15 protein-coding genes are annotated in these 20,619 nt (G+C 45.5%); 7 read left to right on the top strand and 8 right to left on the bottom strand.

The window, feature by feature from the left end; translation table 11 throughout:
- Positions 1 to 14: 14 nt before the first annotated feature.
- Both ABIX36_RS05985 and ABIX36_RS05980 read left to right on the top strand, forming a co-directional pair.
- Complete coding sequence (locus ABIX36_RS05985; protein ID WP_348081248.1) at positions 15 to 449, top strand: hypothetical protein; 435 nt, start codon at positions 15 to 17, stop codon at positions 447 to 449.
- 103 nt (positions 450 to 552) lie between these two features.
- Complete coding sequence (locus tag ABIX36_RS05980) at positions 553 to 1,641, top strand: AI-2E family transporter (protein WP_348081247.1); 1,089 nt, start codon at positions 553 to 555, stop codon at positions 1,639 to 1,641.
- 78 nt (positions 1,642 to 1,719) lie between these two features.
- On the opposite strand, the gene ABIX36_RS05975 is transcribed toward ABIX36_RS05980, so the two are convergent.
- The 5 genes from ABIX36_RS05975 to ABIX36_RS05955 form a co-directional block, all read right to left on the bottom strand.
- Positions 1,720 to 2,763 (bottom strand): adenylate/guanylate cyclase domain-containing protein, encoded by a 1,044-nt coding sequence (locus tag ABIX36_RS05975; RefSeq protein ID WP_348081246.1) that lies wholly within the window; start codon positions 2,761 to 2,763, stop codon positions 1,720 to 1,722.
- A gap of 2 nt (positions 2,764 to 2,765) precedes the next feature.
- Positions 2,766 to 3,149 carry a response regulator gene (locus tag ABIX36_RS05970; protein ID WP_348081245.1) on the bottom strand — a complete coding sequence of 128 codons (384 nt, stop codon included), beginning with the start codon at positions 3,147 to 3,149 and terminating at the stop codon, positions 2,766 to 2,768.
- Positions 3,150 to 3,170: 21 nt separating this feature from the next.
- Positions 3,171 to 5,348 (bottom strand): ATP-binding protein, encoded by a 2,178-nt coding sequence (locus ABIX36_RS05965; protein WP_348081244.1) that lies wholly within the window; start codon positions 5,346 to 5,348, stop codon positions 3,171 to 3,173.
- Between the two features lie 11 nt (positions 5,349 to 5,359).
- Positions 5,360 to 6,664 carry an ATP-binding protein gene (locus tag ABIX36_RS05960; RefSeq protein WP_348081243.1) on the bottom strand — a complete coding sequence of 435 codons (1,305 nt, stop codon included), beginning with the start codon at positions 6,662 to 6,664 and terminating at the stop codon, positions 5,360 to 5,362.
- A gap of 143 nt (positions 6,665 to 6,807) precedes the next feature.
- A complete protein-coding gene (locus ABIX36_RS05955) occupies positions 6,808 to 10,356 on the bottom strand; it encodes a two-component regulator propeller domain-containing protein (protein WP_348081242.1) in 3,549 nt (1,182 codons plus the stop codon).
- A gap of 247 nt (positions 10,357 to 10,603) precedes the next feature.
- On the opposite strand from ABIX36_RS05955, the gene ABIX36_RS05950 reads away from it, so the two are divergent.
- From ABIX36_RS05950 to ABIX36_RS05940, 3 genes are all read left to right on the top strand, one after another.
- Positions 10,604 to 11,473: a YitT family protein gene (locus ABIX36_RS05950; RefSeq protein WP_348081241.1), complete on the top strand. Its 870-nt coding sequence runs from the start codon at positions 10,604 to 10,606 to the stop codon at positions 11,471 to 11,473.
- A 317-nt stretch (positions 11,474 to 11,790) separates the two neighbouring features.
- Positions 11,791 to 12,156, top strand: a complete 366-nt coding sequence (locus ABIX36_RS05945) for a hypothetical protein (protein ID WP_348081240.1) — start codon at positions 11,791 to 11,793, stop codon at positions 12,154 to 12,156.
- Between the two features lie 125 nt (positions 12,157 to 12,281).
- The gene (locus tag ABIX36_RS05940; protein ID WP_348081239.1) at positions 12,282 to 13,481 is read left to right on the top strand and encodes an MFS transporter; all 1,200 of its coding nucleotides are present in this window, start codon (positions 12,282 to 12,284) and stop codon (positions 13,479 to 13,481) included.
- Between the two features lie 154 nt (positions 13,482 to 13,635).
- On the opposite strand, the gene ABIX36_RS05935 is transcribed toward ABIX36_RS05940, so the two are convergent.
- Positions 13,636 to 13,791: a hypothetical protein gene (locus tag ABIX36_RS05935; RefSeq protein WP_348081238.1), complete on the bottom strand. Its 156-nt coding sequence runs from the start codon at positions 13,789 to 13,791 to the stop codon at positions 13,636 to 13,638.
- Between the two features lie 123 nt (positions 13,792 to 13,914).
- Here ABIX36_RS05935 and ABIX36_RS05930 point away from each other — a divergent pair, with 123 nt between their 5' ends.
- Positions 13,915 to 14,853, top strand: coding sequence for an alpha/beta hydrolase (locus ABIX36_RS05930; RefSeq protein ID WP_348081237.1), 939 nt, complete (start codon positions 13,915 to 13,917; stop codon positions 14,851 to 14,853).
- Positions 14,854 to 14,998: 145 nt separating this feature from the next.
- On the opposite strand, the gene clpB is transcribed toward ABIX36_RS05930, so the two are convergent.
- Positions 14,999 to 17,590, bottom strand: a complete 2,592-nt coding sequence (gene clpB / locus ABIX36_RS05925; protein ID WP_348081236.1) for an ATP-dependent chaperone ClpB — start codon at positions 17,588 to 17,590, stop codon at positions 14,999 to 15,001.
- A gap of 187 nt (positions 17,591 to 17,777) precedes the next feature.
- On the opposite strand from clpB, the gene ABIX36_RS05920 reads away from it, so the two are divergent.
- Positions 17,778 to 19,109 (top strand): HAMP domain-containing sensor histidine kinase, encoded by a 1,332-nt coding sequence (locus ABIX36_RS05920; RefSeq protein WP_348081235.1) that lies wholly within the window; start codon positions 17,778 to 17,780, stop codon positions 19,107 to 19,109.
- Between the two features lie 92 nt (positions 19,110 to 19,201).
- On the opposite strand, the gene ABIX36_RS05915 is transcribed toward ABIX36_RS05920, so the two are convergent.
- Positions 19,202 to 20,617: an AAA family ATPase gene (locus ABIX36_RS05915; RefSeq protein WP_348081234.1), complete on the bottom strand. Its 1,416-nt coding sequence runs from the start codon at positions 20,615 to 20,617 to the stop codon at positions 19,202 to 19,204.
- Positions 20,618 to 20,619: the final 2 nt, after the last annotated feature.

Here is a 20,619-nt window from a genome sequence, read left to right as displayed (position 1 = left end):
TAATATATTTATAAATGGCACGCTATGAAAATATTAATGCGATTATGGGCGTTTTAAATACGCTCTCGTTGTGGTATGCTGATTGGCAGAATAAACAACGAGGAACCTATAAACATCAGCAAAAGAATCTATTACACATGCCTAAAATTATTACCCGCATCTGGCACGGCACCACAAAAGCCGAACATAGCGATGCTTACCTTACCTTTTTGGAGGAAAGTGGTTTAACAGATTATAAAAATACCGAAGGAAATCTTTCCATTGAAGTATGGCGAAAGCTGGAGGACGATATCTGCCATTTTTGGACAGTCACCAAATGGCGATCATACGAGGATATTAAAAAATTCGCCGGTGACGACTATGAGAAAGCTAAATATTACCCCGAGGACGCCGAATACCTTTTGCAATACGAGGAAAAGGTGTTGCATGTAGAGACGTTTTCCTATTGACGACATGATTGGTTTTAGGCAATTTATTTTTAACTGCATGTTCGTGATGTAAAACATATCAAAACATTTGGGAGTAAACGTTGTCCTTAACTACGTGAAGGATATGATAGATACAACACCGCCGAAAAATCCCCCCCGTCCTAAGAGAGAACTTACCTACATCCAAAAAGTATGGCATACGGTGGGCATTGTCGCCCTGCTGGTAATTGTAGTGCTTATAGCAAGGGTGGCCTTTAATGTATTGCTGATGATACTGGCGGCTACGCTTATCTCCACCTATTTCCATGGGCTGGGCAATATTATTCAGCGTAAAACTAAATGGGGCCGTAAACCGGCTATGATACTTTCTGTTGGGGGTTCCTTTGCCATTTTAGCGGTGCTACTGTGGTTTATGGGTACAAAAATTCAGCACCAGGTGGCGCAGTTGAGCCACACACTGCCAAATACCATTAATGCCGCGCGCGGCAAACTTGCCGAAACACCGGTTGGCCAGCAGGTGCTTACTTACCTGGATGATAATTCGGGCAAGATATTTACTACCGCTCAGCACTTTTTTAGTACCAGTTTTGGGGTACTTGGCAACATTTACATCATTATGTTTTTGGGGATATTTTTTACCGTTAGTCCCACGGTTTACAAAGACGGTTTTATGATCATCATCCCGCCGGATAAAAAGGAACTTTGGCAGTGCATCATGAATCGTGTTAATTTTTCGCTAAAAGGCTGGCTGAAAGGCACACTGCTATCCATTGTACTGATATTTATTATGCTGACGATAGGCCTCACTATTATGGGGATACCCGCTGTGCTGGTGTTGGCGCTGATAGCGGCGATGCTGAAGATTATCCCTAACTTTGGCTCGCTGGTTGCCATGATACCGGGGGTATTGCTGGCATTAACGGTGAGCACCAATACCGCCATAATTGTGACGCTGATCTACATCGTATCGCAAACCGTTGTAAGTAATATTGTAACACCCATCATTCAAAATAAAATCATTAACCTTCCCCCTGCTTTAACTATTATCAGCCAGGTGATTATGGGTACGTTATCGGGTGCTTTGGGGATCATTTTAGCGGTACCGCTGCTGGCCATTATTGTGATACTGGCAGATGAACTGTACGTGAAGAAGATAAATGAAGATAACCCAAAACCGCACGTAGATGCCAAACATGTGCCACTGGCGGATTGAGGAAGAATAGTTTAAGGTTAAAAGTCATTTGGGAGATTCCATACTTTAAACTTTTAACCTTCAACTTTTAACAAAAAATCACTCCAGTACTTCGTAAATAGTTACCGCCCTGGCTTTGTTCTTGAGGTTCACATCCCCTATTTTTTCGCAGCTGAAGGATTCCTTTGCTTTGTGGTAAGTTTCTTCGGAGATGATGATCTGGCCACCTTTGGCTGCCGATTGCAGGCGCTGTGCCAGGTTTACGGCATCGCCAATTACGGTATAATCCAGCCGTTTCAAGGATGCGGAACCGATATTACCAGATACCACTTCGCCGGAGTTGATACCTACGGCTATTTGTGGCTGGTATGATTTTTCCCCGGCGTGTACAGCATCCATTTGCGCGATGTGCGCACGGGCAGCTAATGCAGCGTCAATAGCCCTGTCCAGGTGGTAATCCCCGCGGAAAACAGCCATTACGGCATCGCCCATAAATTTATCTACGTGGCCACCCTGGGCAACTATTTCTTTTACAATTTTATCAAACAAGCTGTTGATAAGCGTTACCACGGTATTGGCCGGCACATTCTCGGTAATAGCTGTAAAACCGCATACATCTACAAACATAATGGTGGCGTTAACCACCTCGTTCTTCAGCAGGCTGTTCTCAAACTCTTTGTGCGTCATAAAGTTGAGCACGTTCTCGTCCACATACATCTTTAGGATGTTGTTCTCTTTGATAGCTTTGATGGTTTCCTGTAGTTGCTTTACGTGGAGGATGGTTTTCTCCATAGTAAGGTCCAGGTCCTCGAAATCAACCGGCTTGGTTACAAAATCAAAGGCGCCACGGTTCATGGCCACGCGGATATTTTGCATATCACCATAAGCCGAAACAACAACAGCCTTTATCATTGGGTTTGCCTCGGGCAGGCGGCTAAGCAGCGTAAGCCCGTCCATTATAGGCATGTTAATATCGCTCAGGATAATATCCAGATCGGGGTGTTCTTTTATCCGTTCGAGTGCTTCTTCGCCATTTTGCGCGAAAACAAATTCGTAAATGTTCTCTCTTATCTTTTTCCGGAACTTTTGTTTTACCAACAGTTCCAAATCAGCCTCGTCATCCACCACTAATATCTTGGCCATTATTATTGATCGGTAAAGGTTTTAAGTTTTTCTTTTAACAGGGTAAAATCCAGCGGCTTGGTTAAAAAGTCGTTAGCGCCTTTTTCCATTGCCTGGCGGTGGTTCTCTTCGTCGCCATAAGCGGTTATCATCATCACCACGGGTGGCGGTGGGGTGTCAAAATCCTCGCGGATGTGGGTGAGCAGCTCAATACCGCTCATGCCCGGCATATTAATATCGCTGAGGATCAACACCACTTCAGATTGTTTTTCGTGCAGGTAATTGAGGGCTTGCTCGCCGGATTGCGCAAAGCTGAATTCTATTTCGTTATTGCGGATCTCTTTGCGGAAACGTTGTAAAAAAAGCGGTTGAACATCCGCCTCATCATCTACTACCAATATTTTCATAAGCTGTGTAAATATAAACTTTTAAATTTTAGCCGGGATGGAAATTACAAATTCTGTGTACTCCCCCTCCTTGCTGTCTATCTCTATTTTGCCGCCGTGTGCCTTCACAATAATATCATAACTTAAAGACAGGCCCAGCCCGGTACCCTCGCCCGTTGGCTTGGTGGTAAAAAAGGGTTGCAATATCTTATCCTTAATACTCTCGGGAATCCCCGTGCCGTTATCACGAACCGCCACCCCGCAGCCCCCTGAAGGGGGAGCAAAAGTTTTTAACCGGATAGTTGGCTTATACCCCGGCTGCCCGCCTTTCTGTTTTTGCTGAACCGCGTAGAAAGCGTTGGTGAATAAATTAAGCAGCACCCTGCCAATATCTTGTGGTACCATGTTCACCATGGGCAGGCTTTGGTCAAAATCAGTTATCAGTTCGGCATTGAAGGTTTTATCCCTCGCCCGCAGGCCATGATAAGCCAGGCGCAGGTATTCATCGGCCAGTTTGTTTATATCGTTTGGCTCTTTAACGCTCGTGCTGGCGCGGCTGTGTTGCAGCATGCCCTTTACAATGCCATCGGCGCGTTTGCCGTGGTGCAGTATCTTTTCGAGGTTTTGCTTCACATCGTTCGCAATGGCTATGGCCTCATCCTTATCGCCGTTGGTGAGCTCTATCTCCAGTTCATCAAGCAATTCTACACTCACCTCCGAAAAATTGTTGACGAAGTTGAGCGGGTTTTGGATCTCATGCGCAATGCCGGCGGTCAGCTCGCCAAGGGAGGCCATTTTTTCGGACTGGATGAGCTGGTTTTGCGTTTGCTTTAAATCGTTAAGCGATTGGTGTAATTCTGCCGTGCGCTCGGTTACCTGCTGCTCCAGTTCTACCTTCTGCGATGCAATAAGGTTTAAGCGTTCGGCCTCATTTTCGCGGGCCATTTGCTCCCTCTCGAGCGCTTCCTGCAATACTTGTTTTTGCAGAGTTTGAAAACGCTGAATCATCTTCCACAAAAACAATATCACCAGCCAGTAAAAGCAAAGCAGGGTAATATCGCCGCCGTGGGTGTGCACAACCCTTACGAAGGTGTTATCACCAGCCCCTGTGCCGTAAATAATATCGGCAATGAGGTAAATGATGCCAATAAATAAAAAGGGCAGCGCTGTAACCAATTTGAAAACTTTTTCTTGCCGGCTTTTGAACAAACTGAAAGAAAGTATGACCAATGAGTTTAAAACAAATATGCCAACTATGCCAGCCAAAGTAGCGGATAACGCCAGCTTACCCATTATTTGCGGTGATATCAGTGTGGCAGCCGAAAGGGAAATGGTATAGCTGAGATAGTTGCTTACCTTATACCAGCGGGGATAAAGAGTTGGTGCCTCGTAAAATATCGACAGGAATTTCCAGAGGAAAAAGCAGCAAAACAGGGCCAGCAATTGGCTGAACCGCGCAAGCACCGGTATTTCTTTCAGAAAAACGTCGTATAACGTAAAATTCCCTGCCAGCAGCGTATAAAAAAAACCAAACAGGGCAAAATACAGGTAGACCTTTTCGCGGCTTACGCTGTAAAAGAACAGGTTTACCAGTGCCGCAAGGATGAGGATGCCGCACAGGAATGATATGATGCCAACATCTTTTAACCTGTCTTCATAAAAATCAATCGCGTCCCGCTGTTCGTTTTTCAATAATTTAAATACGGGGACTATTGTGGCACGCCTGTCTAATTTAAAGTCGATGGATTGCCGTTCGTAAAAGGCCATTTGCTGCCCCGGCTGCAAAGTAAAAACGGCCTGTTTAAAGCGCTTTAAACCAGATCTCCGCGACCACGGTACATCATACCCGGTCGTTTTTCGGGTAACCGCGCCTGCGCTGTCAATTGCAAAAACATCCAGTTGGGATATGGACCCTGTGATGGCCAGATTTACCGGTGTGGGCAGCGTGTTTTTGAAACTGTATTTGCACCAATATGCGCTCGTGTTAAAATCCTTAACGCGGAATCCCTCAGTTTTAACCTGCTGAAACTGCATGGATCTAACCTGCTGCAGGGTGAGTTTTTCTGATGGATCTGGCAGTATCTGGAAGTACTGTTTGCCAAGCCAGGTATTTTCTGCGCTGTCGGTTTTAATATTATAAGCCAGAGGTAGTACCGTTTGAGCTCGCAGGCAAAGCGGTAACAGGATAAATAAAAAGCACAGTCGATAAAGTTTCGTCATAACTGGCTCGTTTACAGCGGTAATTTAATAATAAACGTGGTATACTCGCCCTCAACCGAGTCGATATCTATTTGGCCTCCATGCGCTTTCACAATAATATCATAACTTAAAGAAAGGCCCAGCCCGGTACCTTCACCGGTAGGTTTTGTGGTGAAAAAGGGCTGCAAAATTTTGTCCTTTATTTCTTCGGGGATGCCGATGCCGTTATCTTTTACCTTTATTTCTAAAAACTGTCCGCTTTTTAACGTGTTTACCTCTACCGTTGGTTTATAGCCAGCAAGGCCTGTTTTTTGCTTTTGCTGTACCGCATAAAAAGCATTGTTGAACATATTAAGCAATACCCTGCCCACATCCTGCGGAACGATCTTTATCAATGGCAGTGTGTCATCAAAATGGGTAACCAGTTCGGCATTAAAGCTTTTATCCTTTGCACGTAAGCCGTGGTAGGCCAGGCGCAGGTATTCATCGGCCAGGTTGTTCACGTTGGTTGGTTCCTGTATATCGCTGCTGGCGCGGCTATGCTGCAACATGCCTTTTACAATGCCATCTGCCCGTTTGCCGTGGTGGCGTATCTTTTCCAGGTTTTGTTTGATATCGTTAGCTATCGCCATCGCTTCTTCGGTATCGCCTTTGGCAAGCTCCTCGCCCATCTCGTCTATCAGTTCCATACTCACTTCAGAGAAATTGTTGACAAAGTTGAGCGGGTTTTGAATTTCGTGCGCGATACCCGCGGTAAGCTCGCCAAGCGAAGCCAGTTTTTCTGATTGGATCAGCTGCTGCTGAGTGGTTTGCAGCAGTTTTACAGCTTCCTGTAACTCGTCTTTTTGTTTGGTAAGTTCGGCAGTGCGTTCGGCTACCAGCTTATCTAAAATAACGTTTTGCTGGTTAATGGCCCTAAACTCTTCCTCCTGCTTTTTTGAACTGGCCCAACGCACAAAGATCCAGGAGAATGCGAGGAGGATGGCTATTACAAAAATGCTTTCGTGCGCATCTACAATTGTGGGGAAAAAGAACTCAAAAAATACGTCTATCAAACAAACTGCAACTAAGGGATAATGCGATTCCGCGTAAAAACGCATCATGTCAAAATCCGGCTCTTTCCTAATATAATATAGCATCCCGCCTAAAACAGCAGTGCCTACCAGTGTTTGGTAAGGTTCTTCCAATTCAGAATTCACCAAATAAACAACTATCCAAATGGCCCCACTACTAACATTGAGGATGGTTGACCACTTAGGCTTTAAGGGCGTGAATTTGATTACTTTAATAATGCGTCTTAAAAGTAAAAACGCCGCTAAAAAGAGAAAAATAAACATGCTTAGGCAAATGGATTAAGTTATGGCACTAAAGATAATATTTTTAGTAAAAGGTTACGCTATCGCATTCCACTAAATAAGCACACGGGCAATCTTGATGATTTGCATCACCCGGCTGAAATTTGGCCTTGCCGATAGCGTCGTTACGCTACCGGCAAGTGTATAGTAAACTCGGTGTACTCCCCCTCTTTGCTGCTCATATCCATTTTACCGCGATGCCCATTTACTACAATATCGTAACTTAACGATAGGCCCAGCCCAGTGCCTTCGCCTGCCGGCTTGGTAGTGAAAAATGGCTGCATTATCTTCTCCTTATTTGCCTCTGGGATGCCGTTGCCATTATCCTTCACGTAGATGCGGATCTCGCTTTTGCCCTTTGGCGGGGTAAATAAACTGGTTGATACTTCCACTAACGGCTTATACTTTTTGCCCCCGGTTTTCTTTTTCAGTTGCACGGCATAAAATGCATTATTGAACAAGTTGAGCATCACCCGGCCAATATCCTGTGGTATAACCTTCAGTTTTGGCAGGTCGGGATCAAGATCCAGCACCATTTCGGAATTGAAGTTTTTATCCTTGGCACGCAGGCCGTGATAGCTTAGACGCAGGTACTCATCAACAAGGGCGTTCATATCCGTTTCGTGCTTTTCGCCTGTGTTGGTACGGCTGTGCTGCAGCATGTTCTTTACGATGCCATCCGCACGTTTGCCATGGAGGACTATCTTCTCCAGGTTTAGTACAATATCGTCAGCAAGGGATAGAGCCTCCTTTTTACTGCCGCTGCGCAGTTCCTGCTTCATTTCAATGGCCAGCTCAATACTTACTTCAGAAAAGTTGTTTACAAAATTCAACGGGTTTTGTATCTCGTGGGCAATACCGGCAGTAAGCTCACCAAGCGAGGCCAGTTTTTCCGACTGGATAAGCTGCTGTTGCGCCGCTTTCAGTTCGTTTACGGTAGCTGCCAGTTGATCGCGCTGCGAGGTGATCTCTAACTGCTGTTCGCTTAGTTCTTTATTAACAACCTGTAGTTCGTCGGTACGCTCCTGTACTTTTTCTTCCAATAGCTGGTTTTCCTCTTTTAGATGACGCGATCTGTACTGTACATACGCGTAAATGGCCGCAGCCAAAAGTACCGCGTAAAGCGCCCATGCCCACCAGGTAAACCACCACGGGGGACTAATAACCACTACAACGCTGTCTCCTTTTTCGCCCCACACGCCAGAACTATTGGCGGCTTTTACTTTAAAAGTGTAAGCGCCTGCCGGCAGGTTGTTATAAGTTACGGTACGGCTGGTGCCTGCCTGTACCCATTGTTTATCGTAACCTTCCAGCATATAGGCGTAAGTGTTGGCTGCCGGGTTTTCGTAATGGAGTGCTATATAGTTAAACTGCACGCTGTTTTGGTTATGGGCAAGTTCCAATTTGCCAAGCCCATAAGTTAGGGTTTGTGTGGCAAGGCTATCGTTTGTACCGGGGCTGTTATACCTGATGCTTTCGATATGTACCACGGGCGGGTACTCGTCATCATCGAGATCTTTAGGGTTAAACAAGGCAAGCCCGGTCCTCGTTGATAACGCAAAACGGCCATCGGCCAAATTGTTGGCTTCCAGGTGCGCCAGCTCTGCACCGGGGAGTATATCATCCAGCATATAATTCCTTAGCACCATTGTTTTAGGGTCTAAACGGGTGAGCCCTCTATCGGTGCCTATCCATATGCGTCCTGCCGAATCTTCTTTTATACCGATGATGCCGTTATATAACAGACCAGACTTTTCGTTTATCTGCCGGGTATAGGTACACTTTTTACGATCGAACTCGAACAAGCCCGATTGGTAGGTGCCTACCCACAGCCTGCCTGCCCGGTCCTCAAATATCTCAGATACGCAGGTCATTTTTTTGTTTTGCACATTGAGGTACGAGAAAAACTTGCCGGTTTTACGATCGAATTTATTCAAACTCCCGGCGTTGGTACCTACCCACAGCGTGTTTTGCATATCCTCGTAGATGGTAATTGCACGCGCATCGTCCAGCGCCCCATCGTTGACTTTAAACGGATTGTTAAAATCGCTGTGAAAGGGATACCGGGTGAACTTTTTGGTAGTTGGCTCAAATGAACAAACCCCGAGGCCCCCTTTGTCATTTATGGCCAGCCAAACTGTGCCGGTATGATCCTGGTAAACAGTGGATATAAAATCACCGGGTATGCTTGAGGCGTCTGCCGGGTTGTTGCGGTAAGTTACTTTTACACCGGTTGCCACATTGTAAACCACAAAACCCGTGCTGGTGCCGATATAAAGTATATTACCGTTTTCCCAAACAGTGCTGATCACCTGCCCGGGTAAAGCGGCGTATAGTTTAGTAAAGCGCCCTGTTGCCATATCCCAGTTGAATACGCCTTTAATCGTTTTTATTTTTGTGCGCAATTTGGTTGATGAAACAACATGCGCCGAACCGCCCGGGTAGCCATTAAGGTTATCGTTACTCTGTGTAATATTCTCAAAAGCGCTTTTTACCTTGCTGATTTTGTTTACGCCGCCGTACCCAAATCCAAGCCATAAGTTATTCGCGCGGTCTACCAGTTTTACGGTAACATCGTCGGATATCAGCGCGCCGGGTTGCGCAAGTTTTGGCTTGTAATATTCAAAATGCGCTGTCTCCGGGTCGAAATAGAGCAAGCTGCTTAATGGGGAGATCCACAGTTTGCCGTTTTTATCTTCTACAATTCTGCTTAACTGTGTTATCGCGGTATCGTTGGTTAAATAATTGGTGAATTTACCGGTTTGCCTATCCAGTTTTGACAGTCCCGTCTCGGTACTAAACCACAAACGTTGCTTCTTATCTTCATAAATAGTATTTATACCGGCGTCTAAAATACTGTCCAGGTTTTTCGACGCGTGGTATTCTTTGATGATCTTACCGGTTTTTGTGTCGAAGCAACTCTCCCTTAGGTTGATGTTGTTGCCATGAAAAAGGTTTATCCATAAAAGCCCGGGCTGCGACGGTGCTTCATAAACAGGGTTCGCACCAACCATTTTTGAGGTATCGGTAGTGGAGAGGTACGCTTTAAATGGCCTGCCCGGCCCCATGTAATTAAATAAACCGTTAGTGGTGCCTATCCATATTTTACCGTCGGCAGTTTTTTGCACGTTCATCAACAGGTCGGCGTCTATATGGTTGTTTCCTTTAACTTTATTGCCAAAAAACTCGTACTTTTTGGTTTGAGGGCTAAATTTCGCAATACTCACCCCGTTCAGATCATTCACATTGCCCCAAACGTTTCCATCATTATCTATAAACTTTATACCAAAATATTGATAAGTGTTACTGGGCGGGTAAATAAACTGGTCGAAACTGTCTTTAGCCCTGTTGTATTTAAACAGCCCGTTGGCTGTTACACTAACCCAAAGGCTTTTATCAGCGCCTTTGGCAATGCTTAGTACATTGGTTACGGCCCCAACATTAAGCTTATCGCTGCCCAGGTTATAAACTTTATAGTTGTACCCATCGTAACGCACCAGCCCGTTTTGCGTAGCTATCCACATGTAACCTTCGCTATCCTCCACCATCGATCGTACATACGATTCGGGCAGCCCCTTTTTGATATCCAACTTATCAAAATAAACATGAGAAGTTTGCGCCTTGCTGTAAACACACACTACGAGCAGCAATACGATCAACAAGGTTCTTTTCATGGGAAAGAATTGGTTTTAATTAATTGGTTAATTAACTAATTAATATGGTAAATATCAAATGGTGCTGGTCTAATACACTGTGCGGAAGGCTATATTTTTCTAATTTATGAAAACTGAAAACTTAACAAGGCAAAGAAATAAACATTTAATATCTTAGCCCTTAAAACTTACAGGGCAATTACCCAATACCCTTTTGGTTTAAACGCTTTAATTATCACATCTAAGGTTAAGTAAATCAGCATACTGAATGAAGAACTCTACTACTGCACAATGGCTAACCGATATTGCATACACCTTAACGGGGATCTTGTTCTGCGGTTTTGCCCTTAAAAGTTTCTTAATTCCTAACCAGTTTTTTGATGGTGGCGTAACGGGAATTTCGCTTTTGGTGCACGAGCTTAACCACTTTAACATAGCCTGGGTTATTGTAGTGGCCAATATTCCTTTCATAATTATGGGGGCTTACCAGGTTAATAAAACCTTCGCGGCCAAAACACTGGCGGCTATTATTCTGCTTGGATTATGTTTGCAGTTTATGCCTTACCCGCAAATAACATCCGATAAATTGCTGGTATCTATCTTCGGAGGAGTATTTATGGGGATTGGTGTTGGGCTGGCCATTCGCGGGGGCTGCGCGCTGGACGGTATTGAGGTTTTGGCGCTTTATACCGGCAAGCGCATCAGTTTTACCATCAGCGAAATTATCCTGGGTATCAATATCGTCATCTTCCTGATAGCCGCATTTGAACTGGGGCTGCCAACCGCGCTCTATTCCATCATGACCTACTACACGGCATCCAAAACCATTAGTTTTGTGATAGAAGGTTTGGAGGAATATACCGGGGTGACTATTATATCTGCCCAAAGCGAGTTTGTAAAAGAACGTTTGGTAATGGAACTTGGCCGCGGTATCACCGTTTACAAAGGCGAGCGCGGTTTTTTAAAGGATAGCTTTGACATCAGCCAGCCGGTAGATATTGTTTTTACCGTAATAACCCGTTTAGAGGTAAGGCGCCTGCGCAACCTGGTACACGAGATAGACCCTAAAGCCTTCATCTTTACCAGCACTATTAAAGAAGCTGCCGGCGGCGTGCTCAAGAAACGGGCAAGGCACTAAGTTTGTAAATTATTGTATAAGAATATGGAAAGCCGGATGTAAAAATACTTCCGGCTTTTTTGCATTAAAAGTTGATGAAAATCGCCCTAAATTCGATGAGTCCCTGCTCCTGCCCGACGAACCGCTAAAAGCGGTCGATAAAAGCAATTTTACATCCTAAATGCTGATAATTAAGCTTTAACGACTGTTATCGGCAGTACGTCTATATATTCCCCGCGCTGGTCTATTTGGTTTTTGGGGTTGAATTTATTGTTGTTGCTTTGGCTATTGAAACAAACGAAAACAGTTTATTTAACAATCAAAAATTAAGAAATATCATGAAAAATTCAATCAAATTAGCAACCCTTTTATTATTAGTAAGCACAAGTGTTTTTGCTGCAACCCCTGCAAAAACCAAACAAGACGAAATAACCGTACAGGCATCTGCTAAAAACTTAGTGGTTGGCGTTACCATCCAAAAAGAAACATCCGGCCGCGCTTACGTAAAGTTTTACGATAGCGATAACAACGAAGTAATGACCGATTACCTGCCAAGTAAGGAATCAATAGAAAAAGGTTACAACCTGTCGCAATTGCCTTATGGTAATTACACTATGGCGGTAACATCAAATAACAAAGTGGTTACCAAACAACTGAGTGTTTACAAAGAATTCGGCGAAAAGACCTTTGTGTTTTTGCAGTAATTATTAAGTGTAATAATGGCGAACGCCTCTGCCGAAAGCAGGGGCGTTTTTTATTTTTGCACGAATTTCAATCGTCAATAATAAAACAGAAAGGTTAAATTGCGCCATTACACGCATAAAGGTTGATGGCTAAATCCATAAATTCTATCTATACTATTCATTTCGGGTTGGTTTGCCTCAGTTCGCTTTTGTTTTCCGCGAGTTATAACATGCTCATCCCCGAGTTGCCGGCCTACCTCAGCAGTATGGGCGGTGGCGAACATAAAGGCCTTATCATCGCCTTGTTCACGCTTACTGCGGGCATATCGCGCCCATTCAGTGGTCGCCTTACCGATAAGCTTGGCCGTGTACCGGTAATGGCTGTAGGCAGTGTGGTTTGTTTTATCTGCGGCTTTTTGTACCCTGTGCTCAGCACAGTTTCGGGTTTTTTGTTTTTGAGATTACTGCATGGCTTTTCTACCGGCTTTAAACCTACAGCCACGGCTGCTTACGTAGCCGACATAGTACCAAAAGAACGCTGGGGCGAAGCTTTGGGCATGCACGGTATTTGCTTTAGCACCGGCATGGCTATTGGCCCGGCCATAGGCAGCGCTATTCGGATGTCGCATTCGTTGAATACACTTTTTTATACATCGTCGTTCTTTGCGTTGATGTCGATAGCGATATTAATGAACATGCGCGAGACCCTGAAAAGTCGGGAGCGTTTTAACCTGGGCATGTTTAAGATCTCCCGTAAGGATATCATCGCCGTGGAGGTTTTGCCTGCGGCCATCGTAACGCTGTTATCCTATATGTCTTACGGCGCTATCCTTACCCTAATCCCGGACTGGAGCCATCACCTCGGCATCGCTAATAAAGGTTTGTTTTTTATGGTGTTCACCATTGCTTCGCTTATCATCCGTTTTGTGGCCGGCAAGGTATCTGATAGATACGGTCGCTTAGTGGTTATAAAGGTCGGGTTAGTGTTGCTTGTGCTGGCGCTGGTATTAGTTGCCTATGCGCATACAGTTACCGGTTTAATGCTTGGCGCGGCGCTTTATGGGGTGTCACAGGGTATACTATCCCCTGCCCTCAACGCCTGGACAATTGACATGAGCCAACCCAACCACCGTGGCAAAGCCATAGCCACCATGTATATATCCTTAGAAGCCGGAATCGGACTTGGTGCATGGGTTGCCGGCTGGTATTACCAGGATGTGATAAGCCAGGTACCGTACATCATCTACGCCACTGCCGGTATTACCGTAATAGCGCTCGCCTACATGTTCCTGCGCCGCGAACCTGTTAAAAAGGTGGAAGCAGTGGAGAACGAGGTGCTGGCGTAGGGTTTTCCATCACTTACAAAGACAGCTCAAGAACTCGGTTATTTTGAACCCGCCAGCTTTTTTAAGGTTAACGACTTTAATATCCCCATCATTTCTATGTAGTCGGCTGCTGTATACCCCATTTTTTGAAAGGTGCACATTAACAAATAGGTCCTTATCTACCATGGCGTAACCATACATATTCTTTTGAGAATAGGGCATCCCTTTGGGGCGCGTCGACCAATTCCAGCTTTTCGTTCCTCATATCCAGTTTTATCTTGTCGTCGCGATCTACCTTACCGGCCAATATCTTTTCCGATAGTTCGTTCATGATCTTTTTCTACATCAAACGTTTCAGTGACCTCTTTAAGTATTTGGCCATGGATTGCCTTATTTTTTGGTAAAGCTTGAGCATATAAAATACTAATCCTATGTTTGACCTAAACCAGATTAAATGACCACTTTAAGATTAGCCTTTTCAACTCTTGTTGTATTACTTCTTAGCTGCAAAAAAAATCAGCAATTAACAAAAGATAGCGTAATTGTTCCATCTTCTGTAGTTAAGCAATGGCTCAATTTGAATTATGCCGATGATGGCAAAGAGTATCATAACCTCGACATCCATTTGCCCACAGTAGCAAAACCCACCTATAAGGCAATTATTGTAATATACGGTAGCGCATGGTATGGCAATAATTTGAAACAAGCTGCATTTGATGCTTTTGGAAAATCATTGCTTGACAGCGGTTTTGCGGTTATAGCCATTAACCACAGGTCAAGTGGCGATGCTCCTTATCCGGCTCAAATCAATGATGTAAAAGCTGCGGTACGGTATGTGAGGGCAAATGCCGGTAAATATCAAATTGATGCTTCATTTATTGGCATTACAGGCTATTCGTCAGGTGGACATCTTGCCTCGCTCGCCGCTACATCAAATTCTGTTAAAGAATTTACAATAGGAAAAGTAAAAGTTGATATAGAAGGAAATGTTGGAAATTATACCGCAACCAGCAGTTCTGTGAATGCGGCAGTGGATTGGTTCGGCCCTATAGACATGGCCCTCATGGATGGGTGTAATAAACCTAAAGGAGCAGACTCTCCCGAAGGAGCACTTATTAGAGGCAATCCGGTCGAAAATCTTGATATGATAGCTCTTCTCAACCCCATCAGCTTTCTGGACAAAACGGATCCTCATTTTATCGTAATTCATGGCGATGCGGATAATGTTGTACCCTATTGCCAAAGTGAACTTTTTGCCAAAGCGTTGCAAGAACGGGGAATATTAACTGAGTTTATTACTGTTTCTCAAGGTCAGCACGGACCGATCACATTCAATGAAAATACTTTTAAAAAGATGACGGATTTCTTTTTAAAGGAAGCTGGAAAAAACTAATGCAGCACTCTAATCGTCTCTTTGCCTTACGTGTCCTCATGCAATAAAGAGCCACCCTCACAGGCAGCTCTCCATTCTGAACTTATTTTGAACCTTGGTGTTCGCAGCTCCTCACCACTCACTATTTACCACTTACAACTCCGCCTCAGGAATTCATAAACACAAAGTTGTTATCAAACATATCCAGTTTTATTTTGCTGTCGCGATCTACCGCACCGGATAGGATCTGTTTCGACAGTTCGTTCATTATCTTTTTCTGTATCACCCTTTTCAATGGCCTTGCGCCAAATTGCGGATCGTAACCTAACTGCGCCAGCCAGTCTAAAGCTTCTTCGGATGCTTCTATGGTGATGCCCAGTTCGGCCAATGTGTTTTGCAATTGTTTAAACTGCAGTTTCACAATGTCGGTTATCTCGTCGCGACTAAGCGGGGTAAACATGATGATCTCATCTATCCGGTTCAAAAACTCAGGACGAATGGTGGAGCGTAATACGTTGAACAGGTCGCTCTTCGTTTTGGCGATCACCTCGTCGCGGTTCTTGTCCTCCAGATCCTGGAAATTCTCCTGGATAATATTGGAGCCGATGTTGGAGGTCATGATGATGATGGTGTTTTTAAAATTCACCACACGGCCTTTGTTATCGGTCAGATGTCCGTCATCCAAAACCTGCAGCAGAATATTGAATACATCGGGGTGAGCCTTCTCTATTTCATCCAGCAATACCACGCTATACGGTTTGCGGCGTACAGCTTCGGTTAACTGCCCGCCTTCATCATACCCAACATAACCCGGAGGCGCTCCTATCAACCGCGATACCGAGTGTCGTTCCTGGTACTCGCTCATATCTATCCGCACCAGCGAGTTTTCATCGTTAAACAAATACTCGGCTAAAGCCTTGGCCAGTTCCGTTTTACCAACGCCCGTAGTGCCCAGGAAAATGAACGAACCTATTGGCTTGCGTTTATCCTGTAAACCGGCACGGCTACGGCGAATAGCATCACTGATGGCCTCTATGGCTTCCTCCTGCCCCGCTACGCGTTTGTGCAGTTCTTCTTCCAGGTGCAGCAGCTTTTCGCGCTCACTCTGGATCATTTTGCTCACCGGGATACCTGTCCAGCGGCTTACCACACCGGCAATATCGTCGGCAGTAACTTCCTCTTTCAGCATCCGGCTGTCGTCGTCGTTTTCGGCAAGGGCAGCTTTTAGTTTTTCAACTTCCTGCTGGGCCTGCACAATGGTACCGTAGCGCAGTTCGGCTACTTTACCGTAATCGCCCGCACGTTCTGCCTGCTCAGCTTCCAGCTTGTAATTCTCTATCTGCTCAACCTTTTGGTTAATGCCATCCACAATATCCTTTTCGCCCTGCCATTTGGCACGCAGCGAATCGCGCTGGGCGGACAGGTTAGCAATTTCTTCGCTCAGTTCAGCAACCTTTCGGTCGTCTTTCTCGCGTTTAATAGCCTCGCGCTCAATTTCCAATTGCATTATGCGGCGCTCCAATTCGTCTACCGCTTCCGGTACCGAATCCATTTCCAAACGCAGTTTAGAGGCTGCTTCGTCCATCAGGTCGATAGCTTTGTCCGGCAAAAACCTGTCGGATATATAGCGTTGCGACATCTCTACCGAAGCAATAATAGCCTCATCGCGAATGCGTACCTTGTGGTGTGCCTCGTAACGCTCCTTTAAGCCACGCAAAATAGAAATGGCATCGGCAGTGTCCGGCTCGCCCACCATCACCTTTTGGAAACGACGCTCGAGCGCTTTGTCTTTCTCTACATATTTTTGATATTCGTTTAGCGTGGTTGCGCCAATGGCCCTTAATTCGCCACGGGCTAAGGCCGGTTTTAATATATTAGCCGCATCCATGGCACCTTCGCCACCGCCAGCACCAACCAGGGTATGGATCTCATCGATGAAAAGGATGATCTCCCCATCGCTCTGGATAACTTCTTTAATAACAGCTTTAAGGCGTTCTTCAAACTCACCTTTATACTTGGCACCGGCTATCAGAGCGCCCATATCCAGCGAGAAAACGGTTTTGGTTTTCAGGCTTTCGGGCACATCTCCTTTGATGATGCGGAAGGCAATACCCTCGGCAATGGCGGTTTTACCAACGCCGGGCTCACCAACCAGTATCGGGTTGTTTTTGGTACGGCGCGATAAGATCTGGATCACGCGGCGGATCTCCTCGTCGCGGCCGATCACCGGGTCGAGCTTGCCGCTTTCGGCGTACTCGTTCAGATCGCGGGCGTATTTGTTAAGCGCGTTGTAGGTGGCTTCGGCGTTTTGGTCGGTACCTTTATTATCGCCGCGTAGTTCAACTATAGCCTTTTTCAGGTCTTTTTCGTTTACGCCGAAATCTTTTAATGTCGATGCCGTTTTATCGCCGGCAGCTAATACGCCCAGCAATAAATGCTCCACCGATACAAATTCGTCTTTAAATTCTTTAAGATATGATTGCGCTTTTTGTAAAGCGCCGTTCACTGCTGAGGACAGATATACATTGCTCCCACTCACTTTTGGGAACGATGCGATCTGCGCGTCGAGCGTTTCGTTTAACCGGTTTAAGTTAACGTTTAGCTTTTTAAGCAGGTAGGTTATTACGTTTTCATCAACCAAAAGCAGCCCTTTTAGCAGGTGCGCGGTCTCTATGGCCTGCTGCTGGTTGCCGGTTGCTATTTCGGATGCCTTTTGCACGGCCTCCTGTGCTTTTATGGTAAAATTGTTGAAATTCATGGTATCAAGGTAAGCTCAAAACTATTGCCACGGATGCGTTCAGGAAAATTTGACATTGAAATTTGTTGCGGTCGGTCATTTTGGCAACCACTATGCTCATAATCGGCCATATTGTATTGCTTTAAACGGAAAAATATTATTTTTGATTACAAAATGGTACTTTTGGGGAACCCTTACTAATTTAATCTTGGATACTCATTTTTTTTCTAAACTGCCGGCCAGGTATGGTAATGCTTATCGCAATTATTACACGTATCAGAATTTGCTGGGCGTGCGTACCGCAAGTTTTATTTTCCTGATACTGAACCTCATCCTCAGGATCCTTTATCACATCTTCCCGGAAAGCTTAACAAAGGCCCAAAACTTCCCCGAATTTAGTTTTACCAATTGGATCTATATTATTATTACGCCTTTCTTTTACCTAACCAGCCACCTGCTTGTCAACAGGTTTCGGGAAACCAAACGAGGATCTGCAGGGATGGCGTTGTTCGTATTTTCATTTTCGCTTTATATCGTCATCTGCGGCATGTACTCCAGCTTTATTGCCACTGCCGACCCAAGCAACGCCCTTACCCTTTACCTGCTTGCACTGAGTATGGTTAGCGTACTTTTTGTGTTTGAGTATTACGAAACAGTAGTGTTGTTGGTGAGTATTGAGCTGTTGTTTACCATTCTGCTTTTCCACGCGCAGGCCGATGCTACCGAGATGACCTATAACCAAATGATATCCATGATATTGCTGGCGGGTTTCTTTTTAACGTCGCGGTATTTTTTCTCCTACAAGGCAAGTTATTACCTGCAGATCGTCGAGATTCGCGAGAAGAATACGGTTATTGAAAAAGCCAACATCTTTAAGAACCAGGTGTTGGGCACCGTTGCGCACGATCTGCGTAACCCTATTGCCGCAGTAGAATCGCTGGCGATGATGATGGAACTGGAGGATATAGATGAGGATACCCAGGATAACCTGAACATGATGCGCGAAAGCTGCGTGAAGGCGCGTACCATTATTGACGACCTGCTGGAAGCCGCGCGCAGCGATGGTGAGGCTGGTTTTGATACCCGCCGTACCGAACTTAACCAAATGCTGCAGGAAATTGTAAACACCTGGCACATACAGCAAAAAGGTAAAAATACAGTGGTTTTACATAGCGACATTAAGGCCGTTCACGTGATGATCAACCACGAAAAATTCCCACGGGTGATTGATAACCTGGTGAGCAACGCCCTCAAATTTTCTAAGGAGAACGACAAGGTGGAGATTTACCTCAACAGGATAAAAGAACGTGTGATTATCAAAGTAATTGACCACGGCTTAGGAATCCCAAAAGAGATGCTGCCCAAAATCTTCGACCGCTTTAGCGGCGCTGGCCGTACCGGCTTAAACGGCGAGCAATCTACCGGCATCGGGCTCAGTATTGTAAAACAGATAGTGGAGAGCCACAACGGCAAAATATACGTGCAAAGCGTAGAAGGCAAAGGCAGTATGTTCACCATAGAGCTGCCGCAGGCGGAATAGATTTTGGTTCATGGGTGATAGTTCATGGTTCATAGCCGGATTGAGCTACCATAACATCCTCCAGAGCGCTGCTATGAACTATCAACCATCATCTATGAACTAACAAAAAACTTCTCATTAAAATTCACCAAATACAATTTCTCGGTCGCTCTTGTGCAGGCGGTGTAGAACCAGCGGAGGAAATCGGTGTTTACCATTTCTTCGGTGCGGTAGCCCTGGTCTACAAAAACGGCTTCCCATTGGCCGCCCTGGGCTTTGTGGCAGGTAATGGCATAGGCAAATTTCACCTGCAAGGCGTTGTAATATGGGTTTAGCTTTAATTGTTCGTGTTTTTCGCGTTTGTTGTGGATATGGTCATAATCCTTCATCACCTCCAGGTACAGCTGCTTTTGCTTATCCGGCGTTAGCGCGGGCGCTTCAGAATACAGCGTATCTATCAATATCTTGCAATCCAGCACCGGGTCTTCGGCATAATCTATAAACTCCAGCTGCACATCCGCGAAACGGAAACCGTACATTTCTTCCATGCGGCGCACCTTGCGCAATTTCACTATATCGCCATTGGCGATGAAGGCGGTGCTGCCCTCCTCCTCGGTTTGCAGCCAAAAGTAGTTGTTGCGCACGATCATCAGCTGATCGCCGCCGGTGAGCTCTTCCTCCCGCATTAAAATACGGTTGCGGATCTGCATATTATATTGGTTGGCGTTTTTGTTGCTGCGGCAAATGATGAGCGTGCCGTCGTAACCGTATTTGTGATAAACGGTGCTTAACTCCTCCTCCAGGTCGGCGCCGGTCATGCGGATCACGTCTTTAAAGCCATCGGTAACAATTTGCGGATATTCCTCTCCTTCGCGGCGGATGATATCGCGCACTTCGGTAACGTTGAATAGGATGCCGGAGTCCTGCTGCTGGCGTAATACATCGGTTAGTTCGTAACCGTGGATAGCCATCATGAATTTATCCTTCATCAGTTTGGCATCCAGCGCCGGACTGTCTATAGAGCCAACGGGCGGCAGTTGGGCGGTATCGCCAACCAACATCAATTTGCAATTGCGGCCATTGTACACGTAGCTTACGAGGTCCTGCAATAAGGTGCTGCCGTTGAAGCCGCTATGCTCATCAGAGATCATGGAGGCCTCATCCACAATAAAAAGGGTGTTGGTTTGCAGGTTGTCGTTCAGCTTAAAGGCTTCATCCATATTCACTGCCGATTTTTTGCGGTAGATACGCTTGTGAATGGTAAAAGCCTTGCGCCCGCTGTAATTGGTGATCACCTTGGCAGCACGGCCCGTGGGCGCGAGTAGTACGGATTTATATTCATAATTCCTTAATGCATTCACCAGTGCCCCCACCACGGTTGTTTTACCCGTACCGGCATAACCACGCAGGATAAAGCACTCGTCGCCATCATCGCTTAATAGAAAGCGGTGCAGCTTACCAAACAGTTCTGCCTGCTGGGCATTAGGCTGATGCGGGAAGGAAGAGGATATTTGTTCTGATGAAGGCACGC

Source organism: Mucilaginibacter sp., assembly GCF_039925265.1.
In the GTDB taxonomy this organism is placed as follows: domain Bacteria; phylum Bacteroidota; class Bacteroidia; order Sphingobacteriales; family Sphingobacteriaceae; genus Mucilaginibacter.
Note: the sequence above shows the minus strand (reverse complement) of the source record. Positions and strands in the feature narration are given on the sequence as shown.

Coding starts and splice junctions, on each gene's coding strand:
- ABIX36_RS05940 (WP_348081239.1), top strand. CDS start 12,282: ATGGCTAAATCCATAAATTCTATCTATACTATTCATTTCGGGTTGGTT.
- ABIX36_RS05945 (WP_348081240.1), top strand. CDS start 11,791: ATGAAAAATTCAATCAAATTAGCAACCCTTTTATTATTAGTAAGCACA.
- clpB (WP_348081236.1), bottom strand. CDS start 17,590: ATGAATTTCAACAATTTTACCATAAAAGCACAGGAGGCCGTGCAAAAG.
- ABIX36_RS05955 (WP_348081242.1), bottom strand. CDS start 10,356: ATGAAAAGAACCTTGTTGATCGTATTGCTGCTCGTAGTGTGTGTTTAC.
- ABIX36_RS05965 (WP_348081244.1), bottom strand. CDS start 5,348: ATGACGAAACTTTATCGACTGTGCTTTTTATTTATCCTGTTACCGCTT.
- ABIX36_RS05985 (WP_348081248.1), top strand. CDS start 15: ATGGCACGCTATGAAAATATTAATGCGATTATGGGCGTTTTAAATACG.
- ABIX36_RS05970 (WP_348081245.1), bottom strand. CDS start 3,149: ATGAAAATATTGGTAGTAGATGATGAGGCGGATGTTCAACCGCTTTTT.
- ABIX36_RS05960 (WP_348081243.1), bottom strand. CDS start 6,664: ATGTTTATTTTTCTCTTTTTAGCGGCGTTTTTACTTTTAAGACGCATT.
- ABIX36_RS05975 (WP_348081246.1), bottom strand. CDS start 2,763: ATGGCCAAGATATTAGTGGTGGATGACGAGGCTGATTTGGAACTGTTG.
- ABIX36_RS05950 (WP_348081241.1), top strand. CDS start 10,604: ATGAAGAACTCTACTACTGCACAATGGCTAACCGATATTGCATACACC.
- ABIX36_RS05935 (WP_348081238.1), bottom strand. CDS start 13,791: ATGAACGAACTATCGGAAAAGATATTGGCCGGTAAGGTAGATCGCGAC.
- ABIX36_RS05930 (WP_348081237.1), top strand. CDS start 13,915: ATGACCACTTTAAGATTAGCCTTTTCAACTCTTGTTGTATTACTTCTT.
- ABIX36_RS05980 (WP_348081247.1), top strand. CDS start 553: ATGATAGATACAACACCGCCGAAAAATCCCCCCCGTCCTAAGAGAGAA.